This window comes from Diaphorobacter sp. LR2014-1, from assembly GCF_002916785.1.
GTDB classification, from domain to species: domain Bacteria; phylum Pseudomonadota; class Gammaproteobacteria; order Burkholderiales; family Burkholderiaceae_C; genus Diaphorobacter; species Diaphorobacter nitroreducens.
Genome location: NZ_MTBE01000003.1, coordinates 139,520 through 163,111 on the forward strand (window position 1 = coordinate 139,520; position 23,592 = coordinate 163,111).

General features: G+C 67.6%; 18 protein-coding genes and 1 pseudogene. 10 read left to right on the plus strand and 9 right to left on the minus strand.

Annotated features, from left to right (window positions below; genetic code table 11):
- Nucleotides 1–73: 73 nt before the first annotated feature.
- Complete coding sequence (locus BV908_RS03995; RefSeq protein ID WP_103737293.1) at nucleotides 74–1,102, plus strand: TerB family tellurite resistance protein; 1,029 nt, start codon at nucleotides 74–76, stop codon at nucleotides 1,100–1,102.
- A gap of 84 nt (nucleotides 1,103–1,186) precedes the next feature.
- On the opposite strand, the gene BV908_RS04000 is transcribed toward BV908_RS03995, so the two are convergent.
- Together BV908_RS04000 and pmbA are read right to left on the minus strand one after the other, a co-directional pair.
- On the minus strand, nucleotides 1,187–2,107 hold the full coding sequence (locus tag BV908_RS04000) for an EamA family transporter (RefSeq protein WP_103737294.1): 921 nt from the start codon (nucleotides 2,105–2,107) through the stop codon (nucleotides 1,187–1,189).
- A gap of 25 nt (nucleotides 2,108–2,132) precedes the next feature.
- Entirely contained in the window at nucleotides 2,133–3,542 is a 1,410-nt protein-coding gene (gene pmbA / locus BV908_RS04005) for a metalloprotease PmbA (protein ID WP_103737295.1), read from the minus strand.
- A 95-nt stretch (nucleotides 3,543–3,637) separates the two neighbouring features.
- Between pmbA and yjgA the strand changes: the two genes are divergently transcribed.
- From yjgA to BV908_RS04025, 4 genes are read left to right on the plus strand one after another with little or no spacing between them, the layout of a single operon-like run.
- Nucleotides 3,638–4,300 carry a ribosome biogenesis factor YjgA gene (yjgA, locus tag BV908_RS04010; RefSeq protein ID WP_103737296.1) on the plus strand — a complete coding sequence of 221 codons (663 nt, stop codon included), beginning with the start codon at nucleotides 3,638–3,640 and terminating at the stop codon, nucleotides 4,298–4,300.
- Complete coding sequence (gene mog / locus BV908_RS04015) at nucleotides 4,293–4,901, plus strand: molybdopterin adenylyltransferase (protein WP_103737297.1); 609 nt, start codon at nucleotides 4,293–4,295, stop codon at nucleotides 4,899–4,901. The genes yjgA and mog overlap by 8 nt, the downstream gene beginning before the upstream one ends.
- 28 nt (nucleotides 4,902–4,929) lie before the next feature.
- Nucleotides 4,930–6,576, plus strand: coding sequence for a SulP family inorganic anion transporter (locus BV908_RS04020; RefSeq protein WP_103737298.1), 1,647 nt, complete (start codon nucleotides 4,930–4,932; stop codon nucleotides 6,574–6,576).
- A gap of 57 nt (nucleotides 6,577–6,633) precedes the next feature.
- Entirely contained in the window at nucleotides 6,634–7,734 is a 1,101-nt protein-coding gene (locus BV908_RS04025; protein ID WP_058130996.1) for an NAD(P)-dependent alcohol dehydrogenase, read from the plus strand.
- A 116-nt stretch (nucleotides 7,735–7,850) separates the two neighbouring features.
- On the opposite strand, the gene BV908_RS04030 is transcribed toward BV908_RS04025, so the two are convergent.
- The 3 genes from BV908_RS04030 to BV908_RS04040 are packed head-to-tail and all read right to left on the minus strand — an operon-like array spanning nucleotide 7,851 to nucleotide 10,137.
- On the minus strand, nucleotides 7,851–8,510 hold the full coding sequence (locus BV908_RS04030; RefSeq protein WP_103737299.1) for a nitroreductase: 660 nt from the start codon (nucleotides 8,508–8,510) through the stop codon (nucleotides 7,851–7,853).
- Nucleotides 8,511–8,517: 7 nt separating this feature from the next.
- On the minus strand, nucleotides 8,518–9,309 hold the full coding sequence (gene cysE, locus BV908_RS04035) for a serine O-acetyltransferase (protein ID WP_047349618.1): 792 nt from the start codon (nucleotides 9,307–9,309) through the stop codon (nucleotides 8,518–8,520).
- 33 nt (nucleotides 9,310–9,342) lie between these two features.
- Nucleotides 9,343–10,137, minus strand: coding sequence for an RNA methyltransferase (locus BV908_RS04040; RefSeq protein ID WP_103737300.1), 795 nt, complete (start codon nucleotides 10,135–10,137; stop codon nucleotides 9,343–9,345).
- 170 nt (nucleotides 10,138–10,307) lie between these two features.
- Between BV908_RS04040 and BV908_RS04045 the strand changes: the two genes are divergently transcribed.
- A complete protein-coding gene (locus tag BV908_RS04045) occupies nucleotides 10,308–11,276 on the plus strand; it encodes an inositol monophosphatase family protein (protein ID WP_103737301.1) in 969 nt (322 codons plus the stop codon).
- 82 nt (nucleotides 11,277–11,358) lie between these two features.
- Here BV908_RS04045 and BV908_RS04050 read toward each other — a convergent pair whose 3' ends face one another.
- The 3 genes and pseudogenes from BV908_RS04050 to BV908_RS22700 form a co-directional block, all read right to left on the minus strand.
- On the minus strand, nucleotides 11,359–12,492 hold the full coding sequence (locus tag BV908_RS04050; RefSeq protein WP_103737302.1) for a two-component system response regulator: 1,134 nt from the start codon (nucleotides 12,490–12,492) through the stop codon (nucleotides 11,359–11,361).
- A gap of 35 nt (nucleotides 12,493–12,527) precedes the next feature.
- The gene (locus BV908_RS22695; protein ID WP_246867436.1) at nucleotides 12,528–15,380 is read right to left on the minus strand and encodes a response regulator; all 2,853 of its coding nucleotides are present in this window, start codon (nucleotides 15,378–15,380) and stop codon (nucleotides 12,528–12,530) included.
- 238 nt (nucleotides 15,381–15,618) lie between these two features.
- Nucleotides 15,619–16,518: pseudogene (locus BV908_RS22700) on the minus strand (PAS domain S-box protein); the annotation flags it as partial.
- A 400-nt stretch (nucleotides 16,519–16,918) separates the two neighbouring features.
- Here BV908_RS22700 and BV908_RS22705 point away from each other — a divergent pair.
- The 4 genes from BV908_RS22705 (at nucleotide 16,919) to BV908_RS04070 (ending at nucleotide 22,324) form a co-directional block, all read left to right on the plus strand.
- Complete coding sequence (locus BV908_RS22705; RefSeq protein WP_246867437.1) at nucleotides 16,919–17,095, plus strand: hypothetical protein; 177 nt, start codon at nucleotides 16,919–16,921, stop codon at nucleotides 17,093–17,095.
- Between the two features lie 557 nt (nucleotides 17,096–17,652).
- Nucleotides 17,653–19,524 (plus strand): gamma-glutamyltransferase family protein, encoded by a 1,872-nt coding sequence (locus tag BV908_RS04060; protein ID WP_103737303.1) that lies wholly within the window; start codon nucleotides 17,653–17,655, stop codon nucleotides 19,522–19,524.
- A 325-nt stretch (nucleotides 19,525–19,849) separates the two neighbouring features.
- Nucleotides 19,850–20,476 carry a TRAP transporter small permease subunit gene (locus BV908_RS04065; RefSeq protein WP_103737304.1) on the plus strand — a complete coding sequence of 209 codons (627 nt, stop codon included), beginning with the start codon at nucleotides 19,850–19,852 and terminating at the stop codon, nucleotides 20,474–20,476.
- Nucleotides 20,477–20,497: 21 nt separating this feature from the next.
- Nucleotides 20,498–22,324, plus strand: coding sequence for a TRAP transporter large permease subunit (locus BV908_RS04070; RefSeq protein WP_015912686.1), 1,827 nt, complete (start codon nucleotides 20,498–20,500; stop codon nucleotides 22,322–22,324).
- A gap of 139 nt (nucleotides 22,325–22,463) precedes the next feature.
- On the opposite strand, the gene dctP is transcribed toward BV908_RS04070, so the two are convergent.
- A complete protein-coding gene (gene dctP / locus BV908_RS04075; RefSeq protein WP_011804476.1) occupies nucleotides 22,464–23,546 on the minus strand; it encodes a TRAP transporter substrate-binding protein DctP in 1,083 nt (360 codons plus the stop codon).
- Between the last annotated feature and the right edge of the window lie 46 nt (nucleotides 23,547–23,592).

A 23,592-nucleotide genomic window follows, 5' to 3' on the forward strand; every position in this document is an offset into this window, starting at 1 on the left:
GGGCCAGCGCGGCAGGGAACCCCGCTGCCGCCTTGCACTCCCATCTGCATCTCTTCACCGCCTCAGGAGCACCATGACCGCAGAAGAAATCCGCGCCACCCTCACCTTGTGCCTGATGGCCTCGTACGCAGACGGCGAGAAGCACGACCGCGAGCGTGAGCAAATCCGCGAGGTCGCGCAAGGCCTTGCGGGCGACGCGCAGGTCAACCTGCCCGGCCTGTACCAGGACGTGCTGCTGCGCCGTGTGCAGCTGCCAGAAGTGTTGGGCCGCCTGGCCTCTCCCGAGTCGCGCCAGCTGGCTTATGAGATGGCCGTGTGCGTGTGCGAAGCCGACGGCCACACCAGCGCCAAGGAAGACGCCTTCCTGGCCCAGGTGCGCCAGGCCTGGGGCCTGGGGGGCGCGCATACCACAGGGGGATTCGATGCCGAGGCCCAGGCCGTGGCCGACGCCCCTTTGCAAGCGCCTCTGCAAGCGCCTCTGCAAACGCCATTGGACGCATCCACTGCGCCTGCGACACCGGCCCCCCACCCCGCCGCTGCGGACGCGCTGCCCACCACCGCCGCGCAGCGCCGCCCCGGCAGCCTGCCGCCCGCCGAGATGGACCGCAAGATTCTGCAGGCGTCGATCATGAACGGCGCCATCGAACTGCTGCCCGAGAATCTGTCCACCCTGGCCATCATTCCGCTGCAAATGCGGCTGGTCTACCAGATCGGCCAGAGCTACGGCTATGAGCTGGACCGCGGGCACATCAAGGACTTCCTCGCGACGCTGGGCGTGGGGCTCACCTCTCAGTACCTGGAGCAGGCAGGCCGCAAGCTGCTCAGCGGCCTGCTGGGCAAGGCCGGCAAGGGCCTGATGGGCGGCCTGGGGCGCCAGGCGGTGAGCAGCGGCATGAGCTTTGCGGCCACCTATGCGCTGGGGCATGTGGCCAACCAGTACTACGCGGGCGGGCGCACGCTGTCCACCGACATGCTCAAGGACGCCTACCAGCACGTGATGCAGGACGGCCAGCAATTGCAGGCGCGTTACTTGCCGCAGATGCAGGCGACCGCGCGCCAGCTCGACACGGCCAAGATCCTCTCCATGGTGCGCGGCGGCTGAGAGGCAAGTTGCTGCGCCGAACGCGGGTTTTGCTACCGTTTCAGGAGCATCTAGCGCTTGACTGGCAAGCGCTAGAGCCAATTTTTATATAGATTCAGTCCCGCGGCGGCGCTTGGCCCACAGCCCGCCGAACTGGTTGATCACCATGCCCGCCAGCACGCCCAGCGTGCCCATCCATTGCCAGGCCGTGGGGCGCTCGCCCAGCAGCAGCATGGCCGACAGCAGCCCCACCACCGGCACCAGCAGCGACAGCGGCGCCACCGTGCTGGCGGCGTAGCGCTGCAGCAGGCGCGTCCACAGGCCGTAGCCCAGCAAGGTGGACAGCAGCGCCAGATAGGCCACCACGCCCAGTTCGCGCCAGCCCAGGCCGCGCAGTTGCTGCGCCATGCTGTCCGCGCCGTCCACCCACCACGACAGCAGCAGCAGCGGCAAGATGGGAAACAGGCTGGTCCAGACGATGAAGGACACGGGCTCGTACGGCCCCTGGCGCGCGGCCACGCGCGTGAGCAGGTTGGACGTGGACCACATGGCCGCCGCGCTCACCGTCAGCACAAAGCCCGCCAGCGTCATGCCCGAGGCGCCGTCGCCATGCGCCGCGCCAATCAGCACCAGCCCGCCGATGGCGATGCACAGGCCCAGCCACTGCCAGCGGTGAGGCGTCTCGCCCAGAAAGGCCGCGGCCAGCAGCATGGTGATGAAAGCCTGTGTCTGCAGCACCACCGATGCCATGCCGGCAGGCATGCCCAGCTGCATGCCGGTGAACAGCAGGCCGAACTGTCCCACACCCTGCACCAAGCCATAGGCCGCCATCACGCCCCAGGACAGGTGCCGCGGCGGGCGCACGAACAGCAGGAACGGCAGCGACGCCGCCAGGAAGCGCAGCGCGCACAGCACCAGCGGCGACAGCGTGGCCAGGCCCCACTTCATGACGACGAAGTTCAGCCCCCAGACCACAACCACCACAAGCGCCTTGGCCCAGTCGGCCCGCGACAGCGACGTGCTCATGCGCGGACTGCCGGCGCGGCGCGGCTCAACTGCCCGCCACCTTCATGCGGTTGATGAGGATGGAGCCCACCGTCTTGGCGCCATAGGTGTAGGCGTCGGCGCCCACGGCCTCGATGCCGCGCAGCATGTCCTTGAGGTTGCCGGCGATGGTGATCTCGTGCACCGGATAAGCGATGCGGCCGTTCTCCACCCAGAAGCCGCTGGCGCCGCGCGAGTAGTCGCCCGTCACGTAGTTCACGCCCTGGCCCATGAGCTCGATCACGAACAGGCCCGTGCCCAGCTTTTGCAGCATGGCGTCCAGGTCGTCGCCGGGCTTCGTAAGGCGCGACGACAGCACCAGGTTGTGCGAGCCGCCGGCGTTACCGGTGGTCGGCATGCCGAGCTTGCGCGCCGAATAGGTGCTGAGGAAATAGCCCTGCACGCGGCCCGCCTCCACCACCTGGCGCGGCGCCACGCGCACGCCCTCGTCGTCGAACGGCGTGCTGCCCTTGCCGCCCAGGATGAACGGGTCCTCGGCCACGTCGATGTGCTTGGCGAACACCTGCTTGCCCAGCGAATCGACGAGAAAGCTGCTCTTGCGGTACAGCGCGCCGCCGCTCACGGCCTGCACGAAGCCGCCCAGCAGGCCGGCGGCCAGGGGCGACTCGAACAGCACCGGGCATTCGGTGGTGGGGATCTTGCGGCTGCCCAGGCGGCTCAACGCGCGCTGGGCGGCGTAGCGGCCCACGGCCTCGGGCGCGGCCAGTTCGCGCGCGTCGCGCATGGAGCTGTACCAGGCGTCGCGCTGCATCTCGGCATTGCGCCCTGGCAGCGAGGCGATGGGCGCCACCGAGATGCTGTGGCGCGAACTGGCGTAGCCGCCGCGAAAGCCGCGTGTGTGGGCGCTGAAGAAATGGCTCTGCTGCGCCGACACGCCCGCGCCTTCGCTGTTGGTGATGCGTTTGTGGGTCTTGAAGGCGGCGGCCTCGCACTCCAGCGCGAGAAGCGCGGCCTCTTCGCTGGTGACGGCCCAGGGGTGGAACAGTTGCAGGTCGCGGTGCGTTTCCTGTGGCGCGATGTCGGCCGCGTCGGGCAGGCCGGCCACCGGGTCCTCGGCGGTGAAGCGGGCGATGTCGTAGGCCGCCTGCACCGTGCGCTCCACGGCGGCCAGCGAGAAGTCGGACGTGCTCGCATTGCCACGGCGGTGGCCCACGTACACCGTCACGCCCAGCGACTTGTCGCGGTTGCGCTCCACCGTCTCCAGCTCGCCCTTGCGTACGTTCACCGACAGGCCGCAGCCTTCCGAGGCGTCCGCCCCCGCGTCGGTAGCGCCCAACTTCTTGGCATGGGCCAGGGCATGGTCCACCAGGCCTTCAAAGAACTCTCGGGTATAGCTGAAGCCGCTGTCGGGCTGGGAAGAAGTGCCGCTGGCGGCGCGGTTGCTGGATGTATTCATAGCGGCGGCTATGATACTTGCCGACCCGCGCCGCCGCGCGGCAGGCGCCATTGCCGCTGCGCCGCGCAGGGCCTGTTTCCGCCCCCAGCACACCCATGTCACGCAAACCCAAAAAAGGCTATTTTGTGAAGGGCCATTTCGTTGCCGAAGGCAGCGAGATGGACCTGCAGCTCAAGGCCGAACTCAAAGGCACCGACGGTGCCACCAAGACCGACCTCAAGCGCGAGATGGAGGCGCTGCAGGACCTGGGCTCCGAGCTGCTCACGCTGCGCAGCGACCTGTTCGCGCGCCTGGACCTGCCCGAAAAGCTCCAGGATGCATTGGCCGAGGCCCGCCGCATCACCAACTTCGAGGGCAAGCGCCGGCAGATGCAGTTCGTGGGCAAGCTCATGCGCAAGCTGGAAGAAGGCACCGTGGCGGCCATCCACGCCGCGCTGGACGAGCAGCGCAACGGCTCCGCCGCCGAGAAGCTGGCACTGCACCAGGCCGAGCACTGGCGCGACCGCCTCATTGCGGACGACAATGCGCTGGCAGCATGGCTGGAGCAGTTTCCGCGCACGGACACGCAACAGATCCGCGCGCTGATTCGCCAAGCGCGCAAGGATGCGCCGTCCGACCATGAGGCCCGGGTGGCCCAGTCGCAGGGCGAGGCCCCGCGCAAGGGACGTGCCTACCGCGAACTGTTCCAACTGGTGCGCCACCAGATGACCGAAGCGGCCACCCTGGCCGTGCATGAGGAGCGCGAAGACGATGCCTGACACCCACAAAGCCCCGTCCTACGAGCCGGTCAAGATCGGCATCGTCTCCATCAGCGACCGCGCCAGCAGCGGCACGTACGAAGACAAGGGCCTGCCCGCCCTGCACGACTGGCTCAAGCGCGCGCTGCACAACCCGATTGCTTTCGAGCCGCGCCTGATTCCCGACGAGAAAGAGCGCATCAGCGCCACGCTGGTCGAACTGGTGGACGCTGGTTGCAGCCTGGTGCTGACCACCGGCGGCACCGGCCCCGCGCTGCGCGACGTGACGCCCGAGGCCACGCTGGCCGTGGCCGACAAGGAGATGCCGGGCTTTGGCGAGCAGATGCGCCAGATCTCGCTGACGTTCGTGCCCACGGCCATCCTGTCGCGCCAGGTGGCGGTGATTCGCGGCGAGAGCCTCATCATCAACCTGCCGGGCCAGCCCAAGGCGATTGCCGAGACGCTGGAGGGCCTCAAGGACGACAGCGGCGCACAGCGCGTGCCGGGCATCTTCGCCGCCGTGCCCTACTGCATCGACCTGATCGGCGGTCCCTACCTGGAGACACGCCCCGAGGTCTGCAAGGCCTTCCGCCCCAAGACCGCCGTGCGCCCCCAGCGCTGAGCGCGCCGCCCCGCCACGGGGCCGTGCCATGCTGCCCACCGACCGTCCTGCCGCGCCTTCGCGCCCCCGCGCAGGCAACACGTTCCTGGCCGGCCTGGCCATCGCCGGCCTGCTGGTTCCCGAGGCGGTGGCGTACGCCGCCATCGCCGGGGTACCGCCGGCCCATGCGCTGGTGGCCGCGCTCGTCGGGCTGCTCGTCTATCCGTTCATCGGCACCAGCCGCTTCGCCACGCTCTCGGCCACGTCGTCGGCCGCGGCGATCTTCGCGTCCGTCGTGGCGGCGGAAGGCACGGGCGGAGCGTTCGCGCTGGTCGGTGTCACCGGCGGACTGTTCATCGTGGCGGCGCTCGCGCGCGCCGACTTCCTGGCGGCGTTCGTCTCGCGCCCCGTGCTGCGCGGCTTTGCGTGGGCGCTCGCGGTCACCATCGTCGTCAAGCAACTGCCCGGCCTCACGGGCGTTCCGGCCCAGGGCACGCACACGCCCGGCCTGCTGTGGGACTGGCTGGGCGGGCTCGGCAACGCACAGGGTCTGACGCCGGCGCTGGGCTGCGGCGCGCTGGCTCTGTGGCTGGTGCTACAGCGCGCCCAGGCGCGGCATGCCTGGGTGCAGCCCTCGGTGCTGGTGCTGGCGCTGGGCATCGCGCTGTCCGCGGCGCTGCCTTTGGCGGCACACGGCGTGGTGCTGGTGGGGCCTGTCACGCTGCAGGGGCTGCAGTGGGGCTGGCCGCGGCTGGACTGGGACCACTGGGTGCGCGCCGCCCAGGTGGCGCCAGCGCTGATGATGATCCTGTTCGCCGAGTCGTGGGGATCGGCCCGCTCCCTGGCCCTGCAAGCGGGCGACCGCGTGCACGCGCGGCGCGAGATGCTGGCCCTGGGCGCCGCCAACATCGGCAGCAGCCTGCTGCAGGGCCTGCCCGTGGGCGCAGGCTTCTCGGCTTCGTCGGCCAACTACGAGGCTGGGGGGCACAGCCGCTGGACGGGCCTCGTCGCCGCAGCGGCGATTGCGTTGGCGCTGGGATTGGCGCAAGGCGCACTGGCGCTTGTGCCGCTGCCGGTGCTGTGTGCGGTGGTGATCGGCATCCTGTCGCACAAGCTGGGCCCGCGCCCCTTGTGGGCCACGCTGCGCTGGAATGGCGACGCCTGGATGGCATTGGCCGCCGCGGCAGGGGTGTTGGTGCTGGGCGTGCTGTTCGGCATGCTGCTCGCGGTGGGGCTTTCGCTGCTGCTGGCGCTGCGCCGCTTTGCGCAGCCGGCCGCCAGTGAGCTGGGCCGCCTGCCGGGCACGCATGATTTCGTCGCGCTCAAGCTGCACCCGCACGCGCAGCGCACGCCGGGCGTGCTGGTGCTGCGGCCGGACGAACCGCTGTTCTTTGCCAATGCCGAGGCCATGGCGCATATCGTGGCCACGCACGCAGGAGCCCAGGGCGTGCGCGCCGTGGTGCTGAGCGTGGAGTCCAGCGACGATATGGACGTGACCACGCTGGAGGCCCTGCAGGAGTTGCAGGCCCATCTGGCGCGCCGGGGACTGGCCCTGCTGCTCGCGCGCATCAAGGACCACCCGCGTGCCGCGCTTCAGCGCGCCGGGCTCACGCATATTCCGCTGTTCTGGAGCGTGGACGACGCCGTGGGCGCGGCACAGGGCATGGCCATACCCGAGCAGTCCACTCAACCGTAGCCCCGCCGCCGCGTACCCGGCGTAATATAGCGGCTTCACCCCGCAAAGGAGCCCCGCATGACCGCCATGATGAAAGCCGCTGTCTTCGTCGAAAAAGGCCGCATTGAACTGGCCGACAAGCCCATTCCCGGCGTGGGCCCCAACGACGCGCTGGTGCGCATCACCACCACCACCATCTGCGGCACCGACGTGCACATCCTCAAGGGTGAATACCCGGTGGCCAAGGGCCTGACCGTGGGCCATGAACCCGTGGGTGTGATCGAGAAACTGGGCAGCGCCGTGCAGGGCTACCAGGAAGGCCAGCGCGTGATCGCCGGCGCCATCTGCCCCAACTTCAACAGCTACGCGGCGCAGGACGGCTATCCCAGCCAGGACGGCAGCTACCTGGTGCCGCGTGGCCTGTGCGGCTGCCACGGCTACAAGGCCACGGCCGGCTGGCGCTTTGGCAACCTGATCGACGGCACCCAGGCCGAGTACGTGCTGGTGCCCGATGCCCAGGCCAACCTGGCGCCCATTCCCGACGGGCTGACCGACGAGCAGGTGCTGATGTGCCCGGACATCATGTCCACCGGCTTCAAGGGCGCGGAGAACGCCAACATCAAGATCGGCGACACCGTGGTGGTGTTCGCACAAGGTCCCATCGGCCTGTGCGCCACGGCCGGCGCGCGCCTGCTGGGTGCCACCACCATCATCGCCGTGGACGGCAACGACGACCGCCTGGCGGTTGCGAAGAAGATGGGCGCCGACGTGACGCTGAACTTCCGCAACGTGGATGTGGTGGAGGAGGTGATGAAGCTCACCGGCGGCAAGGGTGCTGACGGCTCCATCGAGGCACTGGGCACGCAGGCCACGTTCGCCCAGGCCATGAAGGTGCTCAAGCCCGGCGGCACGCTGTCCAGCCTGGGGGTGTACTCGGAAGATCTGTCGATCCCGCTGGCGCAGTTCGCTGCCGGCCTGGGCGACCACACCATCCGCACCGCGCTGTGCCCCGGCGGCAAGGAGCGCATGCGCCGCCTGATGAACGTGATCGCCGCCAACCGCCTGGACCTGGGGCTGCTGGTGACGCACCAGCGCAAGCTGGACGACATCGTGGAGGCCTACGACCTGTTTGCGCACCAGCGCGACGGGGTGCTCAAGATCGCCATCAAGCCTCACTGAGGCGAGCCAACGCCCATCAGGGGAAATAGGCCGCTAGCGCTTATACATCAAGCGCTGGCAGCTACCAAATTAGGAGCACCCACCCAACAAAAGGCCCCGGCGGCCCTTCCTCGGGCTCAGAACCCGCGCATCTCGCCCCACTCGGCCCAGGGAGCCCGCGAGGAGCGCAGGGTATTGATGGGCGCCGCCGCATCCTCATAGCCCAGCGCCACGCCAAAGGCCACGCGGTACGGCTCGGGCAGTCCCAGCTGCTGCTGCGGCGTGCCGGCATAGCGGCGCCAGAAGCCCTGGGCGCAGGTGGCCAGCCCATGCTGCACCGCCAGCAGCATCAGCGACTGCAGGTAAATCCCCAGATCAGCCCATTGCGGCTGGCCCATGCGCTCATCCACGCAGACGAAGATGCCCGCGGGCGCGCCAAACAACTCGGCATTCTTGGCCAGCTGCTGCAGGCGCCCGGCCTTGTCCTCGCGCGGAATGCCGATGCTGCGGTACAGGTCTTCGCCGTTGGCGAAGCGGCGTGTGCGGTAGGGCTCCCACAGGCCCGGCGGGTAGGACTGGTTGTCCGGTCCTTCCTCGGGTTGCGCCTGGGCGACGACCGCCAACAACTCCTGCAACGGCGCGCCTGTGAGGGCCACCACGCGCCAGGGCTGCAGATTGCCGCCGGAGGCCGCCTGTGCGGCTTCTTGAAGAATCGTCTGCACCGTCGCTGCGGGGGGCGCGTCGGGCAGGAAGGCGCGCACCGAGCGGCGCGCACGCAGGGCCTGGGTGACTTCCATGGATTGTTTACTTGCCAATGATGTCGTTGAGCTTGGCTGCCTGGAATTGCTCGCAGCGCACGGCCTCGTCGGGTACGCAGCCGCCGCTTTGCGGGGTGGACCTGGAGAGCTTTTCAATGGCCTGCCACAGCAGTGCGATCTGGTGCTCCTGCGTGGCGGCGGAATCGATCAGGCCGCGCATGGCCTGGGTCAGCGGGTCGTCCTGCAGGGAGGTCACGCCGTAGGCGCTGAACTTGGCCTCCTCGGGCTTGTGCGGCTCGGTCACATCAGCGCTCTGGCCTTCCTTGGACGGAATGATGCGCGCGGGGATGCCCACGGCCGTCGCACCCGCCGGCACCGGCTTGATGACCACGGCGTTGCTGCCGATCTTGGCCCCATCGCCCACCTCGAAGCCGCCCAGCACCTTGGCGCCCGCGCTCACCACCACGTTCTTGCCCAGCGTGGGATGGCGCTTGGTGCCCTTGTAGAGCGAGGTTCCGCCCAGCGTCACGCCCTGGTAGATGGTGCAGCCGTCGCCGATCTCGGCGGTCTCGCCCACCACCACCCCCATGGCGTGGTCGAAGAAAACCCGCTCGCCGATCTTGGCGCCCGGGTGGATCTCGATGCCCGTGAACCAGCGCGCAAAGTGCGAGATGAAGCGCCCCAGCCACTTGAAACCGTTCGTCCAGCACCAGTGCGCCGGCCGGTGCAGCCAGATGGCGTGCAGGCCGGGATAGCAGGTAATGACCTCCCAGGTGCTGCGCGCAGCCGGGTCGCGTTCGAGGATGCACTGGACGTCGGATCGCAGGCGGGCAAGCATGAAGGGCAATGGTGTAACGAGAAGCTTGGCAGTCTAGCGGTTTGCCTGCGTGGCCTGCAGCATGGATTTGGCGACACCGCGCAGGATGTGGATTTCCTCCTGCGTGAGTTGCGCGCGGTTGAAAAGCTGGTTCAAGCGCGGCATGAGCTTCTTGGGCGCGGCCGGGTCCAGAAAGCCGATGCCCGTGAGCGCCTGCTCCCAGTGCGCCAGCATGCCGGCCACCTGCGCGGCGTCCGCGCGCTCGCCCTGAGGGGCGGACTCCTGCACCGCAAAGCCCTCCCCACGGGTGGCGAGGGCCTGCCGCCATTCATAGGCGATGACCTGTACCGCCGCGCCCAGGTTGAGCGAGCCGAACTGCGGATTGGTGGGAATGCTCAGCGCCACATGGCAGCGGTACACATCCTCGTTGGCCATGCCAAAACGCTCGGAGCCGAACAGGAAGGCCACGCCGGTTTCCGGCGACGGGTTTCTAGCCAAATCGGCCCCTGGCGCTTTGCCATCAAGCGCTGACAGCTCATTATTCAATAGCATCTCGAAATGCTGGCGCGGCGTGCGCGTGGGCGGGCCGAAGTCGCGCGGCGTCATCGCCGTGGCACACAGGTGGCTCACGCCCTCCAGCGCCTCGTCCAGCGTGGCGACGATGCGGGCATGGGCCAGCACGTCCAGCGCGCCGCTGGCCCGCTGGATGGTCTCCTCCTTGCGCAGCACGTTGGGCCAGCGCGGTGCGACCAGCACCAGGTCATCGAAACCCATGGTCTTCATGGCGCGGGCCGTGGCGCCCACGTTGCCGGCATGGCTGGTCTGGATCAGGATGAAGCGGGTTCTCATGGCGCGAAGTGACTCGGGAGCAAGCCTGCCATTGTCGCCGCTGCTGCAAAGCGCCCGAAGGCCCGCGCGTGCAAGCCCGGAGGGTGATGGGTAAAATGCCCGTTTTGCGCCCGCATCGCCGGCTGCGCGCCCCGCGGCCACGAGCCGCCCCGCTCCTTCGTCACAATCCAATGTCGTCCAATCTGCACCCCATGCTCAACGTGGCCATCAAGGCCGCTCGCGCCGCCGGCGCCATCATCAACCGCGCGGCCCTTGACGTGGAGGCCGTGCGTATTTCGCAAAAGCAGATCAACGACTTCGTGACCGAGGTGGACCATGCCGCCGAGCAGGCCATCATCGAGACGCTGCTCACCGCCTACCCCGGCCACGGCATCCTGGCCGAGGAATCGGGTTCGGAGCATGGCTCCAAGCATTCCGAATACGTCTGGATCATCGACCCGCTGGACGGCACCACCAATTTCATCCACGGCTTTCCCGTGTACTGCGTGAGCATCGCCCTGGCCGTGCGCGGCAAGGTCGAGCAGGCCGTGGTGTACGACCCCTCGCGCAACGACCTTTTCACCGCCACGCGCGGGCGCGGCGCCTTCCTGAACGAGCGCCGCATCCGCGTGAGCAAGCGCACGCGCCTGGGCGAATGCCTGATCTCCACGGGCTTCCCTTTCCGCCCCGGCGACAACTTCAAGCAATACCTGAACATGATGGCCGAGGTGATGCCCCGCACCGCGGGCCTGCGCCGCCCCGGCGCTGCCGCGCTGGACCTGGCCTATGTGGCCGCCGGCTACACGGACGGCTTCTTCGAGAGCGGCCTGTCGATCTGGGACGTGGCCGCGGGCGGTCTGCTGGTGACCGAGGCCGGCGGTTTGGTGGGCAACTTCACGGGCGAGGCCGACTACATGGAGCAGCGCGAATGCCTGGCCGGCGCGCCACGCATCTATGGCCAGCTGGTGACTCTGCTGGGCAAATACAGCAAGTTCGCCAGCGCGGGCGACAAGGCCGCAGTGCGCCAGGCCGCCGAGGTCACGGAAGTCGCTGGCGTGGCCGACGACGGGGCGGCCGCGCAGTCGCCAGACGACGCCACGCCCACCGCACCGGACAGCGCCGCGGAGGACACCCAGACCCGGCCCACGGCAGCGCCGTAATCCTCACACTCATAAAACAATAGCTGCCCGCGCTTGCTGCAAGCGCCATGGCAGCTATTTTTATTTGAACTGCGGCAGCACTTCAATGGGGATCGGGGTAACGCTGTGCGATGCCGCGGAAGTCGTCGGCCAGTTCCACGAACGCATCCACCATGTCCGGGTCGAAGTGCGTGCCCCGCCCCTTGAGGATGATGGTGCAGGCCTGTTCGTGGGAGAACGCCGGCTTGTACACGCGCTTGCTGATGAGTGCGTCATACACGTCGGCCACGGCCATCAGGCGCGCAGACACGGGAATGGCGTCGCCCTTGAGGCCTTCGGGGTAGCCCGATCCGTCCCACTTCTCCTGGTGGCTGTACGCGATCTCCTTGGACACGCTGAGGAAGGCCACGCGCATGCCCAGGCGCTGCTCGGCATCCTCGATGGCCTTGCGCCCCAGCGTGGTGTGGGTCTTCATGATCTCGAACTCCTCCACCGTGAGCTTGCCCGGCTTGAGCAGGATGCTGTCGGGGATGCCGATCTTGCCGATGTCGTGCAGCGGCGCCGACTTGTACAGCAGGTCGATCATGCGGTCGTTCAAGGCCGCCTCGAAGCGCGGGTGGTGGCGCAGACGCTCAGCCAGGGCCTTGACGTACAGCTGCGTGCGGCGGATGTGGTTGCCGGTCTCGTTGTCGCGCGTCTCGGCCAGAGAAGTCATGGCCATGATGGTCACGTCCTGGATCGCCTGCACCTCCAGCGTGCGCATCGCCACCTCGCGCTCCAGGTAGGCGCTCTTGTCGCGCAGGAAGTCGGCCGTGGCCTTGAGCGCCAGGTGCGTGGCCACGCGCGCCAGCAGGATGGAGGGGCTGATGGGCTTGGTGATGTAGTCCACCGCCCCCAGCGCCAGGCCTTCGCGCTCGTCGTCGGGATCGGAGCGCGCGGTGAGAAAGATCACCGGAATGTGGCGCGTGGCCTCGTTGGCCTTGAGGCGCCGGCAGACCTCGTAGCCGTCGATGCCGGGCATCATGATGTCCAGCAGCAGCAGGTCGGGCGGAGCGTCGGACTGCGCGATTACCAGGGCCTTCTCACCGCTGGCCGCCACCTTGACGCGGTAAAGCCCCTGCAGCAGTCCGGCCATGAGCGTCAGGTTGTCGGGCGTGTCGTCCACTACCAGCACGGTGGCGATGGGCTTGTCGACCAGGCGGTCCGGAGCGGCGTTCACGTAGCGTTGCTGATCCATGGGAAGTCCTGCCAAAGAGTTGGTGGGATGGGGCGTCATTCCGCCGGGGCCGCCGGGCATGCCTCCAGCCGCCGCAGCGCGTCGTCATAGGCAAAGCTGCGCACGCTGCGCTCCAGCGCATCGAAGTCCGCACCCAGCAAGTCGGCCAGCCCAGCCGCGTTGCGCTGGAGGTAGTCGCCTGCGGCCGGGTCGTCCGCGCGCAGCAGCGTGCGCAGCCCGCGCAGCAGCTGGGCGGGCGTCTGCGGCGGCACGGTGGCCTCGCGAGCGCCCGCGCCCGGGGCCTGCCGGGTCCAGGCACCCAACGCCTGCAGCAAAGGCGCCATATGCTCTGCCAGGGCCGCCAGCAGGGGCTGGAGCGTTTCTGCCGGCGCCTGAGAGCGCAGCGCCTGCTCCAGTGCCTGCGCATGCCGCGACACCGGCTGCGCACCGAGGTTGGCGGCCACCGAGCGCAGCGTGTGCGCGGTGCGCTCGGCCAGTGCCCAGTCCTCCGCCTGTATGGCCGCCTGCAGGTTCTGGACGACGTCACTCTGGCTCAGCGCGAAGCGCTGCAACAGTTCGGCGTACAGCCCCGGCTTACCCGAAGCCCGCTTCAGGCCCAGCGCGGTATCCAGACCCGGCACGCCCTGTGGCAGGGCAGGCGCGAATGCAGGTGCCAGCGGCGCGTCCGCCGGGGGCGCGGGCGACTGCGACGCCGCCTCGGGGCGCGGCGACAGCCAGCGCACCAGCGTGGCCCACAGCACGTCGGGGTCGATGGGCTTGGGCACGTGGTCGTTCATGCCCGCGGCAAAGCAGCGCTCCCGGTCGGCCTGCATGGCATTGGCAGTCATGGCGATGATCGGCAGGCCGGCGTGGCGTGGGTCGGCACGCAGTTGCCGCGTGGCCGTTTCGCCATCCATCACGGGCATCTGCATGTCCATGAGCACCGCGTCGTACCGGCGCCGGTCGATGCATGCGATGGCCTCCTGGCCGTTGGACGCCACATCCACCTGCATGCCCGCATCGCGCAGCAGTTCCTGCGCCACGATCTGGTTGAGCTCGTTGTCTTCCACCAGCAGCACCACCGCACCGCGCAGCACGGCGGGTGCGGCGCCAGACGCAGACCGCGGCAGCGGATGCACGTCCCACGCCTGGGCCAGCGGCTGCATGAGCGTGTCGAACAGCACCGACGCGCTCACCGGCTTGACGAGCACGTTGTCGATCCCCGCGCTGCGCGCTGCGTCCATCACCTCGTCGCGCCCGTGCGCCGTAACCATCAGCATCTGCGGGATATGCGCAAGGCCCAGCCCGCGAATGCGGCGCGCCAACTCGATCCCGTCCATCCCCGGCATGTGCCAATCCAGCAGCAGCAGGCCGTAGGGACGCTGCTCGGCCACCGCGTCGCGCAGTGCCTGCAGCGCCTGCACGCCCGAGTGCACCTGCGTGGCCTGAAGGCCCATGGTCTGCAGCATGTCCACCAGCACCTGGGCGGCGGTGTGGTTGTCGTCCACCACCAGCACCCGGCTGCCACGCCAATCGCTGCGCAACAGCGCACGGGGCAGCGGCTCGCCCCGCACCAGCGGCACGATGATCCAGAAGGCCGAGCCCTGCCCTGGTTCGCTGCGCACGCCCACTTCGCCGCCCATGAGTTCGGCCAGGCTCTTGCTGATCGCCAGGCCCAGGCCTGTGCCGCCGTAGCGGCGGGTGGTGGAGGTATCGGCCTGCTCGAAGCTCTGGAACAGGCGCTGCATCTGCTGCGGCGCGATGCCGATGCCCGTGTCGCGCACCTCGAAGCGCAGCAGCACGCGCGCGCCCTCGTCGCGCTCCAGCCGCACCAGCAGATGGATCTCTCCTTGCTCGGTGAACTGAACGGCGTTATTGGCAAAGTTGATGAGGATCTGCCCCAGGCGCAACGCGTCGCCCACCAAGTGCTGCGGCACGTCGGGGGCCACGTCCAGCACCAGCTCCAGCCCCTTGGCCGCCGCCTTGAAGCCCACCACGTCGGCCACGCCTTCCAGCATACGATCCAGCGCGAAGGGGCTGCGCTCCACCACGAGCTTGCCGGCCTCGATCTTGGAGAAGTCCAGGATGTCGTTGATCACGCCCAGCAGATGCTGGCCCGCCTGCTGCATGCGCACCACGTAGCCGCTTTGGCGCGCATCCAGCCCCGACTTGAGGGCCAGGTGCGACATGCCGATGATCGCGTTGAGCGGCGTGCGGATCTCATGGCTCATGTTGGCCAGGAAACGCGACTTGAGCGCCGCCGTCTCCTCGGCCAGTTCCTTGGCGCGGCGCAGTTCCACTTCGGCGCGCTGGCGGTCGGAGACGTCCACGAAGGTGCCGATGACTCCGCCCGCCGAGCCGTCCGGGCGGTTGAACCCATGCAGCCAGAACATCGTGTGGTGCACCAGTCCATCGGCATACGGCATGGCCACCTCGCGGTGCACGGACTGCGCGCCCCGCAGCGCGGCCTCGGTATCCGCATGCAGGCGTTCGCGCTCCAGCATGGGCAGGAACTCCAGGTCCAGCACCGTCTTGCCGATGAAGTCTTCCGTATGGATGTCGAAGGCCTGGACATAGGCCCGGTTGAAACCCAGGTAGCGCCCCTGCGCGTCTTTGTAGAAGAGCGGTACCGGAATGGCATCGATCAGCGCCTGCTGGAAGGCGAGCTGCTCGGCCACGCGCGCCTCCAACATCTTCTGGTCATGCACATCCACCTGCACGCCGATGATGCGCGCGGCCTGTCCTGCTTCGTCGCGCACCACGCGCGCGGTGCACAGGATCCAGCGCGTACTGCCATCGGCGCGCACGATGCGCCAGGAATCGCGCAGACGGCCGCCGCCCTGGCCGGCCTGTGCCTGCGCCAGCAGGCCTTGCACGCGCGCACGGTCTTCGGGATGGATCACATCCATCCACGCCTGGAACGGCCTCTGCGGCATGCCCGTCCTTTTGCGCCGGCAGCGACGCCGCGCCATACAGCTGCTCCAGCTGGAGCGACCACACCATGCGCTGCGTCAGCAAGTTGTAGTCGAACACGCCGATGTGCCCCGCCTCCTGCGCCAGCTCCAGCCGCGCGTTGGCTTCGCGCGTGGCAGCCTCGGCGCGCTGCGCCTCGGTCACGTCCTCGATCACCCACAGCGATGCGATCTGCACGCCTTCCATCTTCAGCCCGCGGCCCGCCATGCGCGCCGTGAACGACGTGCCGTCCGGACGCCGCAGCACGGCCTGCTCGCGCACCGAGCCACCGGCCAGAAGCATGGGAACGGTCCGTGCGGTGAAGGCGCCGTAGCCGGCCTCGCCTGCGAACAGCTCCTGTACCGGGGTTCCCGCCAGGGCATCGTCCGAGGAGTGCAGCAGTTCCGCCAGGGCGCGGTTGAACTGCCGTATCTGCCCGTCGCAGACGAGCACGATGGGCGGCGCGTTGTCAAAAAGCGCTGTCTGTTGTTCCAGCAGTTCGCTCAGGCGGCGTTCACGCCGCTCCAGCTCTTGCGCGGCCTCGATGCGCGCGGTCACGTCCTGCAGCAGCCCCACGATCGCGATGCGCCGGCCCTTGGCGTCGAACACCGGCGACAGCGTGGCTTCCTCGTGGTACAGGGTGCCGTCCCGGCGCCGGTTCACGAAGCGTCCGCGCCAGGAATGGCCGGCCAGCAACCGGCTCCACATGTCCCGGTAAGTACCGGCGGGCGTGTGTTCGCTGGCGGCTATCGATGGCTTGCGCCCGCGCACTTCGCCCAGCGTATAGCCGGTGCTGCGTTCGTACTGGGGATTGACCCACGCGATCACCCCTTCCGCATCGGTGATGACGATGGAAATGGGGCTGTTCTCCAGTGCCGCGCCCAGCACCGAAAAGCGCTGCATGCCCTCCGCCAGGCGGCGCCGGTTGCGCAGCGCATCCAGCGCCATGGCACCCACGAGCGCAAAGAGCGCGAATGCGACCCCTCCCACCATCCAGCGCAACCCCATGGGCATGATGGCGCTTGTCGTCCAGCAACACCAGCTGCCAGGGGCCCGCAGGGTCCTTCCAGTCCACGGCGCGGCGGCCCACGGCATAGCGCACGCCGTCGATCAGCGCTTCGCGGGAATCGGTGGAAAACGGCAGGGCCGACACCAGCCCGTTGTCGAAACGGCTGCCAAACTGGCGCGTGCTGCGCACCGCGTCGATGCGTTCCTGCGTCAGGGGCGCGGTCATCGCGTAGAGCCACTCCGGACGGGTGGAAGAGAACACCACGCCCTGCGGCGACATCAGCAGCACGGGATGCCCCGCCCGCGTGAGCAGGCGGTCGAAATGGGAGAATCCCACCTTGACGGTAACCACACCGATGATGGGACTGGACGGGGTATCGCTCTCATACAGCGGCGCTGCGTAATAGAGGCCGCGCTCCTGCGACGTGCCGCCCAGGGCGGCATATACGGACGCATTGCCCTGCAAGGCCTGCTGAAAATAGGGCCGATGTCCCAGCTGCGCACCGGTCGTGCGGTTGCCGGCGGTGTCATGCGCTACCACCGTGCCGTCGCGCGCGATCACGTAGGCGCCATCCACCATGAAGCGGCCGCGGATGACGCCCAGGCGCGCCAGCACCGGCGGCGCATCGTAGGGCAGAAAGCCCTGCGCGGCAGCCTTGAGTGACGGCTCACTCAAGCCAAGCAAGGTAACCATCCCCAGCAGCGGGCCGTTGCTGCTCTCGCCCAGCAGCGTCTGCTCCATGCCTTCCAGCAGCTGATTGCGTTCGTGTTGGCGCTGTTCCGAGCGCACCAGCGCGACCGCTTCCACTGCCAGCCAGGCACCCAGCGCCGCCAGCACGAGCACCCATACGGCGCCCCGCAACCACCGGCCCTGGGGGTCGCGCAGCGAATCGCGCAGAACAGCCAGCCGTTCCTTGCGCTCAGGCATGGCCGTCATGCCTGCCAAGGGGCCGAGCGACCAGCCACACGTCGGGGGAGCTTTTCAAGGAAACCTCCATCAGCCCCGTGCTTCGGGGGTCGGTGCAAGATGCGTCACAGGCGCGTGGTGCGCCGTGATCCAGTGGGTGCGCGGAGTATGTCAAAACGTAACCATTTTCGCCATCCTGCATGACACTTATCCACCACCTGCCAACAGCAGCGTACCAGCATGTAACAGCGGGAGCGTGTGACCTTCCTGCCCAGTACGATGGCCCGGATCACGCCACCACCAAGGAGACCCCGATGCGACCGTACCTGCGCGCCCAACGTATGACCGCCTCTGTCGTCGCCGCCCTCGCGGTGGTGACGCTGGCGGCCTGCTCCAGCCCCCCCGCCGCATTCCACTACCAGGTGCCGCAACAGCCCGAGGGCTCTTCCGGCTACACGGAGAAGCCCGGCTGGGCTACCGAGCGCTTCGCGGTGGCAGCCGCCAATCCGCTGGCGACCGACGCCGGCTACCAGGTGCTGAAGGCAGGCGGCTCGGCGCTGGATGCGGCCATCGCGGTACAGATGGTGCTTACCCTCGTGGAACCGCAGTCCAGTGGCATCGGCGGCGGCGCGTTCCTGCTGCACGCGGCTGGCAGCAAGGTCGAGGCCTACGACGGGCGCGAGACCGCCCCCGCGGCCGCCACGGAGAACCTGTTCATTGGCGCCAATGGCAAGCCCATGGCCTTCCATGACGCTGTGGTGGGCGGGCGCTCGGTCGGCGTGCCGGGTACGGTGCGCATGCTGGAGCAGGCCCACAAGGAACACGGCAAGCTTGCCTGGGCCACACTGTTCGAGCCCGCCATCCAGTTGGCGCAACAGGGCTTCAAGGTCAGTGCGCGCCTGCACACCTTGCTGGCCAATGAGAAGTTCCTCGCGCAGGACCCGGTGGCGCGCGCCTATTTCTTCGATGCCGCCGGCCAACCCTGGCCCGTGGGGCACACGCTCAAGAATCCTGAGCTGGCGAGCGTGCTGCGTGCCATTGCCAGGAACGGCTCCAAGGCGCTGCTTGAAGGGGAAGTGGCCCAGGCCATCGTGGCCAAGGTTCAGGGCCACGCAGGCAATCCCGGCGGGCTCAGCCTGGCCGACTTGGCAGGCTACCAGCCCAAGAAACGGGAGGCCCTGTGCTCCGACTACCAGATTGGCGCTAAAGCCTATCGCGTCTGCGGCTTTCCGCCGCCCAGTTCCGGCGCCATTGCCGTGGCGCAGATCCTGGGCATCCTGAAGAACACCGATGCCACGACCATGCCGTTGCAGGAGGGCCCCCAAGGTTCCGCCGACCCGCTGGGCCCGCTGCCCACGGCCGACTGGCTCTATCTGTACAACGAAGCCGCCCGCCTGGCCTTCGCCGACCGCGCGCAATACGTGGCCGACCCCGATTTCGTGCGCCCCCCTGCCGGCAGCTGGATGAGCCTGCTGGACCCGGCCTACCTCGCCAGCCGCGCACGCCTCATCCAGCCGCAAAGCATGAAGGTAGCCCGGCCCGGAACCCCCGGCGGGGCGCAGACCAGCATGGCGCCCATGCCCGACCAGCCGGAGTACGGCACCAGCCACATCAGCGTCGTCGATGCCCGGGGCAATGCCGTCGCCATGACCACCACCATCGAAGACCAGTTCGGCTCCCGCCAAATGGTCAGCACCAGCAGCGCGCGCAGCGGGGGCTTCCTACTCAACAACGAACTGACCGACTTCAGCTTTGCGCCGCGCGACGCCCAGGGCCGCCCCATCGCCAACCGCGTCGAGCCGGGCAAGCGCCCCCGCTCGTCCATGGCGCCCACACTGGTGTTTGACAAGGCGTCCGGGCGCCTGCTGATGAGCGGAGGCAGCCCGGGCGGCGCGCTCATCATCCACTACACCGCCAAGACGATCTACGGGATCTTCAACTGGGGCCTGACGCCGCAGCAGGCGATCAATCTGCCCAACTTCGGCAACCTCAACGGCCCCACCCTGCTGGAGGAAAAGCGCTTCACCTCCACCACGATCGACAACCTGCGCGCACGCGGCGCGGAAGTGCGCGAGATGAACATGACCAGTGGCCTGCAGGCCATTACGCGCAGCGAAGTGCATGGCAAACCCATGTGGCTGGGCGGAGCGGACCCGCGGCGCGAAGGCGTGGTCATGGGCGACTGAAAGCCCCGATCCCCCCTGGCGACGCACGGGCGGTGCGTCGCCCTTCGTGCGGCAGCGCGTGGACCGCCTGCGCTATTGCGTGCGCCGGTTTCTCCCATTTTCATAGCAGCGCAACGCTCCTCCCCCTGCGGGGGCAGGCTAAACCCTTTACCTGGCGAGGCTGCGTGACTTCGTAGAATGTCACCTTTGTAAGAACGTGTGCGCGGCGCCGCCGACCGTGCCCTGCCTACCGACGGCAGCGTCAGCGTTCTGCAAATCGATCTGGCCCATGCCCCACCCCGCGTGCGGACAGACACGCGCACCCAGCCATCTTCTTGGAGACACCATGCAGGCTTTACTTTCACTGTCGCGGGCCATCGACAGGCTCAACGCGTTCGTGGGCAAGTATTCAATCTGGCTCATCTTCGCATCCACTTTCATCAGTGCCGCCAACGCCATCGTGCGCAAGGCGTTCGACACGAGTTCCAACGCCTTTCTGGAAGTGCAGTGGTACCTGTTCGCATGGTCTTTCCTGATCGCCGCCGGCTGGACGCTGCTCAACCGCGAGCACGTGCGCATCGACGTGGTCAACAGCCGCTTGCCCAAGAAGGTGCAGGTGTGGATCGACATCGTCGGCTTTGCGCTCTTTCTCACCCCGCTATGCATCACCATCCTGTACCTGACCATGCCGGTCGTGATCCAGATGTACCAGTCGGGTGAAGTGTCCGGCAATCCTGGCGGCCTGATCCGCTGGCCCGTATGGGTGGCGATTCCCGTCGGTATCACGCTGCTGATGCTGCAGGGCTGGTCCGAACTCATCAAGCGCATCGCTTTCCTGCGTGGCCAGGGGCCCGATCCCATGGGCAAGCTCAGCGACAAGAGCGCTGAAGAAGAACTGGCCGAGGCGCTGCGCGCCGAAGCTGAGAGAAAGCAGGAGCAGGCCCTGTCCGCCGCTCCCGCCGCGCAACGCTGATCTGCCCCAGGAAAGCATTTCATGGAATTCATCACAAGCAATTACGCCCCCGTCATGTTCGGGGGCCTGATCATCTTCCTGCTGCTGGGCTTCCCCGTGGCGTTCAGCCTGGGCGCCTGCGGCCTGCTGTTCGGCTTCCTGGGGATCGAGTTGGGGGTCTTTCCTTCGTCCGTGATGGCCTGGCTGCCGCAGCGCCTGATCGGCATCATGGCCAACGACACGCTGCTGGCGGTGCCCTTCTTCACGCTCATGGGCCTGATCATGGAGCGCAGTGGTATGGCTGAGGACCTGCTCGACACGGTGGGCCAGGTGTTCGGCCCTTTGCGCGGCGGCCTGGCGCTGGCGGTGGTTTTCGTGGGCGCGCTGCTGGCGGCCACCACCGGTGTGGTGGCGGCCTCGGTGATCTCCATGGGCCTGATCTCGCTGCCCATCATGCTGCGCTACGGCTACGACCGGCGGCTCGCCAGCGGTGTGATTGCCGCATCCGGCACCCTGGCCCAGATCATTCCCCCATCACTGGTGCTGATCCTGATGGCCGACCAGCTCGGCCGCAGCGTGGGCGAGATGTACAAGGGCGCATTCGTGCCCGCCTTCATCCTCGTCGGCCTCTACGTGCTGTGGGTGGTCATCCTGGCCATCTTCAAGCCCCAGTCCGTACCCGCCCTGCCACCCGAGGCGCGCATCTACCGTGAAGACAATGGCAGCTCCGGCTATGCCTCGCTGGCCGTCGTGATGGGCATCTCCACGGCAGCATCGATCTTCCTGGCCGCTCACATGGCCGACGTGCATACGTGGTGGACAGGCACCGAAGTGCTGGACGTGCCGACCGATGAGAAGGTCGTCACCGCCATGTGCGGCGGCACCTTCATCGCGTTCGTCATCGCGAGCATCAACCGCGTGCTCAAGCTGGGCATGCTCTCTCGCCTGGCCGAGCGCGTGACCTTCGTGCTGATTCCGCCACTGCTGCTGATCTTCCTGGTGCTGGGCACCATCTTCCTGGGCATTGCCACACCGACCGAAGGCGGCGCCATGGGTGCCATGGCGGCGCTGGTCATGGGCTTCGCGCGCCGGCGCCTGGACATGCCCCTGCTCAAGCAGGCGCTGGGCGCCACTACGCGCCTGGCCAGCTTCGTGATGTTCATCATGATCGGCGCCACCACGTTCAGCCTGGTGTTCCAGGCGGCCGACGGACCGAAGTGGGTGGAGCACCTGCTGGCCAGCCTGCCCGGCGGACAGGTGGGCTTCCTGATCGTGGTGAACCTCATGATCTTCTTTCTGGCGTTCTTCCTGGACTACTTCGAGCTGTCCTTCATCGTGGTGCCGCTGCTGGGACCCGTCGCCGACAAGATGGGCATCGATCTGATCTGGTTCGGCGTGCTGCTGGCGATGAACATGCAGACCTCGTTCATGCACCCGCCTTTCGGCTTCGCGCTGTTCTTCCTGCGCTCGGTGGCCCCGGACAAGCCCTACATCGACCGGGTGACGCACAAGGCCATCCAGCCCGTGACCACCATGCAGATCTACAAGGGCGCCATTCCCTTCGTCCTGATCCAGCTGATCATGGTGAGCCTGCTCATCGCCTTCCCGTCCCTGGTGACGGGCAGCCTGGACAAAAAGGTGGAAGTGAACATGGAAGCGGTGGGCGCGCAAATGATGGATGCGCTCCAGGATGCGGAGAGCTACGGGGCCCCAGGCAACGACCCGTTCGCATCGCAGCCCGCTCCAGACGCCGAGCAGGCACCGGCACCGGCACCGGAGGGCGAGTTGGCGCCCCCTGCCGACGGCGGCTACGGCTCGGACGACCCAGCCAAGGCGCTGCAGGACGCCATGGGCTCGGGCAGCAAGTAAGCCGTCTCAACCCCACTAAAAAGCCCCGGTACGCCGGGGCTTTTTTAGTTTGCGCGGGCAACAAAAAAGCCGCAGGGAACTGCGGCCTCGTTGGATTGGTCGCAAGCCGCCGCCGCAAGGGCAGCAGCCCGCCACGCGATCAGATCTTCACACTGTTCATGTACTGGTTGAACGGGAACTCCGAGAAGCGGTTCCACAGGATCTGGTCACGCTGGAAGGCGCGCATGTCCTGGTGGATCTTCTTGAACTCGGGCGACTTGGCCTCGTGCTCGGCAAACACTTCCATCGACGCCTTGAAGCCGGCGTCCATGATCGCCTTGGGGAACGCCTTGAGTTGCGTCTTGTTGGCCACCAGGTTCTTGATGGCGCGCGGATTGAACACCTGGTACTTGGCGGTCATGTCGGCAGCGGCCACGCGGGTGGCTGCGTCCAGGATCGCCTTGTGCTCGGGCGACAGGGCGTTGTACTTCTTGATGTTGATGAAGAACTCCAGGTCAGCGGAGCCTTCCCACCAGCCGGGATAGTAGTAGTACGGCGCCACCTTGTTGAAGCCCAGCTTTTCATCGTCGTACGGGCCAACGAACTCCACGGCGTCCAGCGTGCCCTTCTCGAGCGCCTGGTACACGTCACCGGCGGGCATGTTCTGCGCCACCACGCCCAGCTTGGCCATGGCCTCGCCGAACACGCCGCCGCCCAGGCGCATCTTCAGGCCCTTGAGGTCAGCGACGGTCTTGATTTCCTTGCGGTACCAGCCGCCCATCTGGGTGGTGGTGTTGCCGGCGCTGGCGGTCTTGAAGTTGTACTTCTCGAAGAAGGCATCCAGGTACTTGCGGCCGTTGCCGTGGTCCTTCCAGGCTGCCATCTGCAGCGTGGTCAGGCCGAAGGGCACAGCGCAGCTGAAGGCGAACACGGGGTCCTTGCCGGTGAAGTAGTAGGCGGCCGTCTGGGCCATATCGATGGTGTCGCCCTGCAGCGCATCCACCACGCCAAACGCGGGCATCAGCTCGCCGGCGGGGTGCACGGAGATTTCAAACTTGCCGCCCGACATCGCCTTGACGGCCTGGGACAATTTTTCTGCACTGCCAAAGATCGTGTCCAGCGACTTGGGGAAGCTGGAGGCAAGGCGCCAGCGAACGGCGGCCTGGGCATGCACTGCGGGTGCAACCCCGGCTGCGAGTACGCCAGCCAAACCGGCCTGCTTGATGATTGAGCGACGATCCATGGACAAATTCTCCGAAATGATGAAGCAAACAAACAGTAACGCGGTT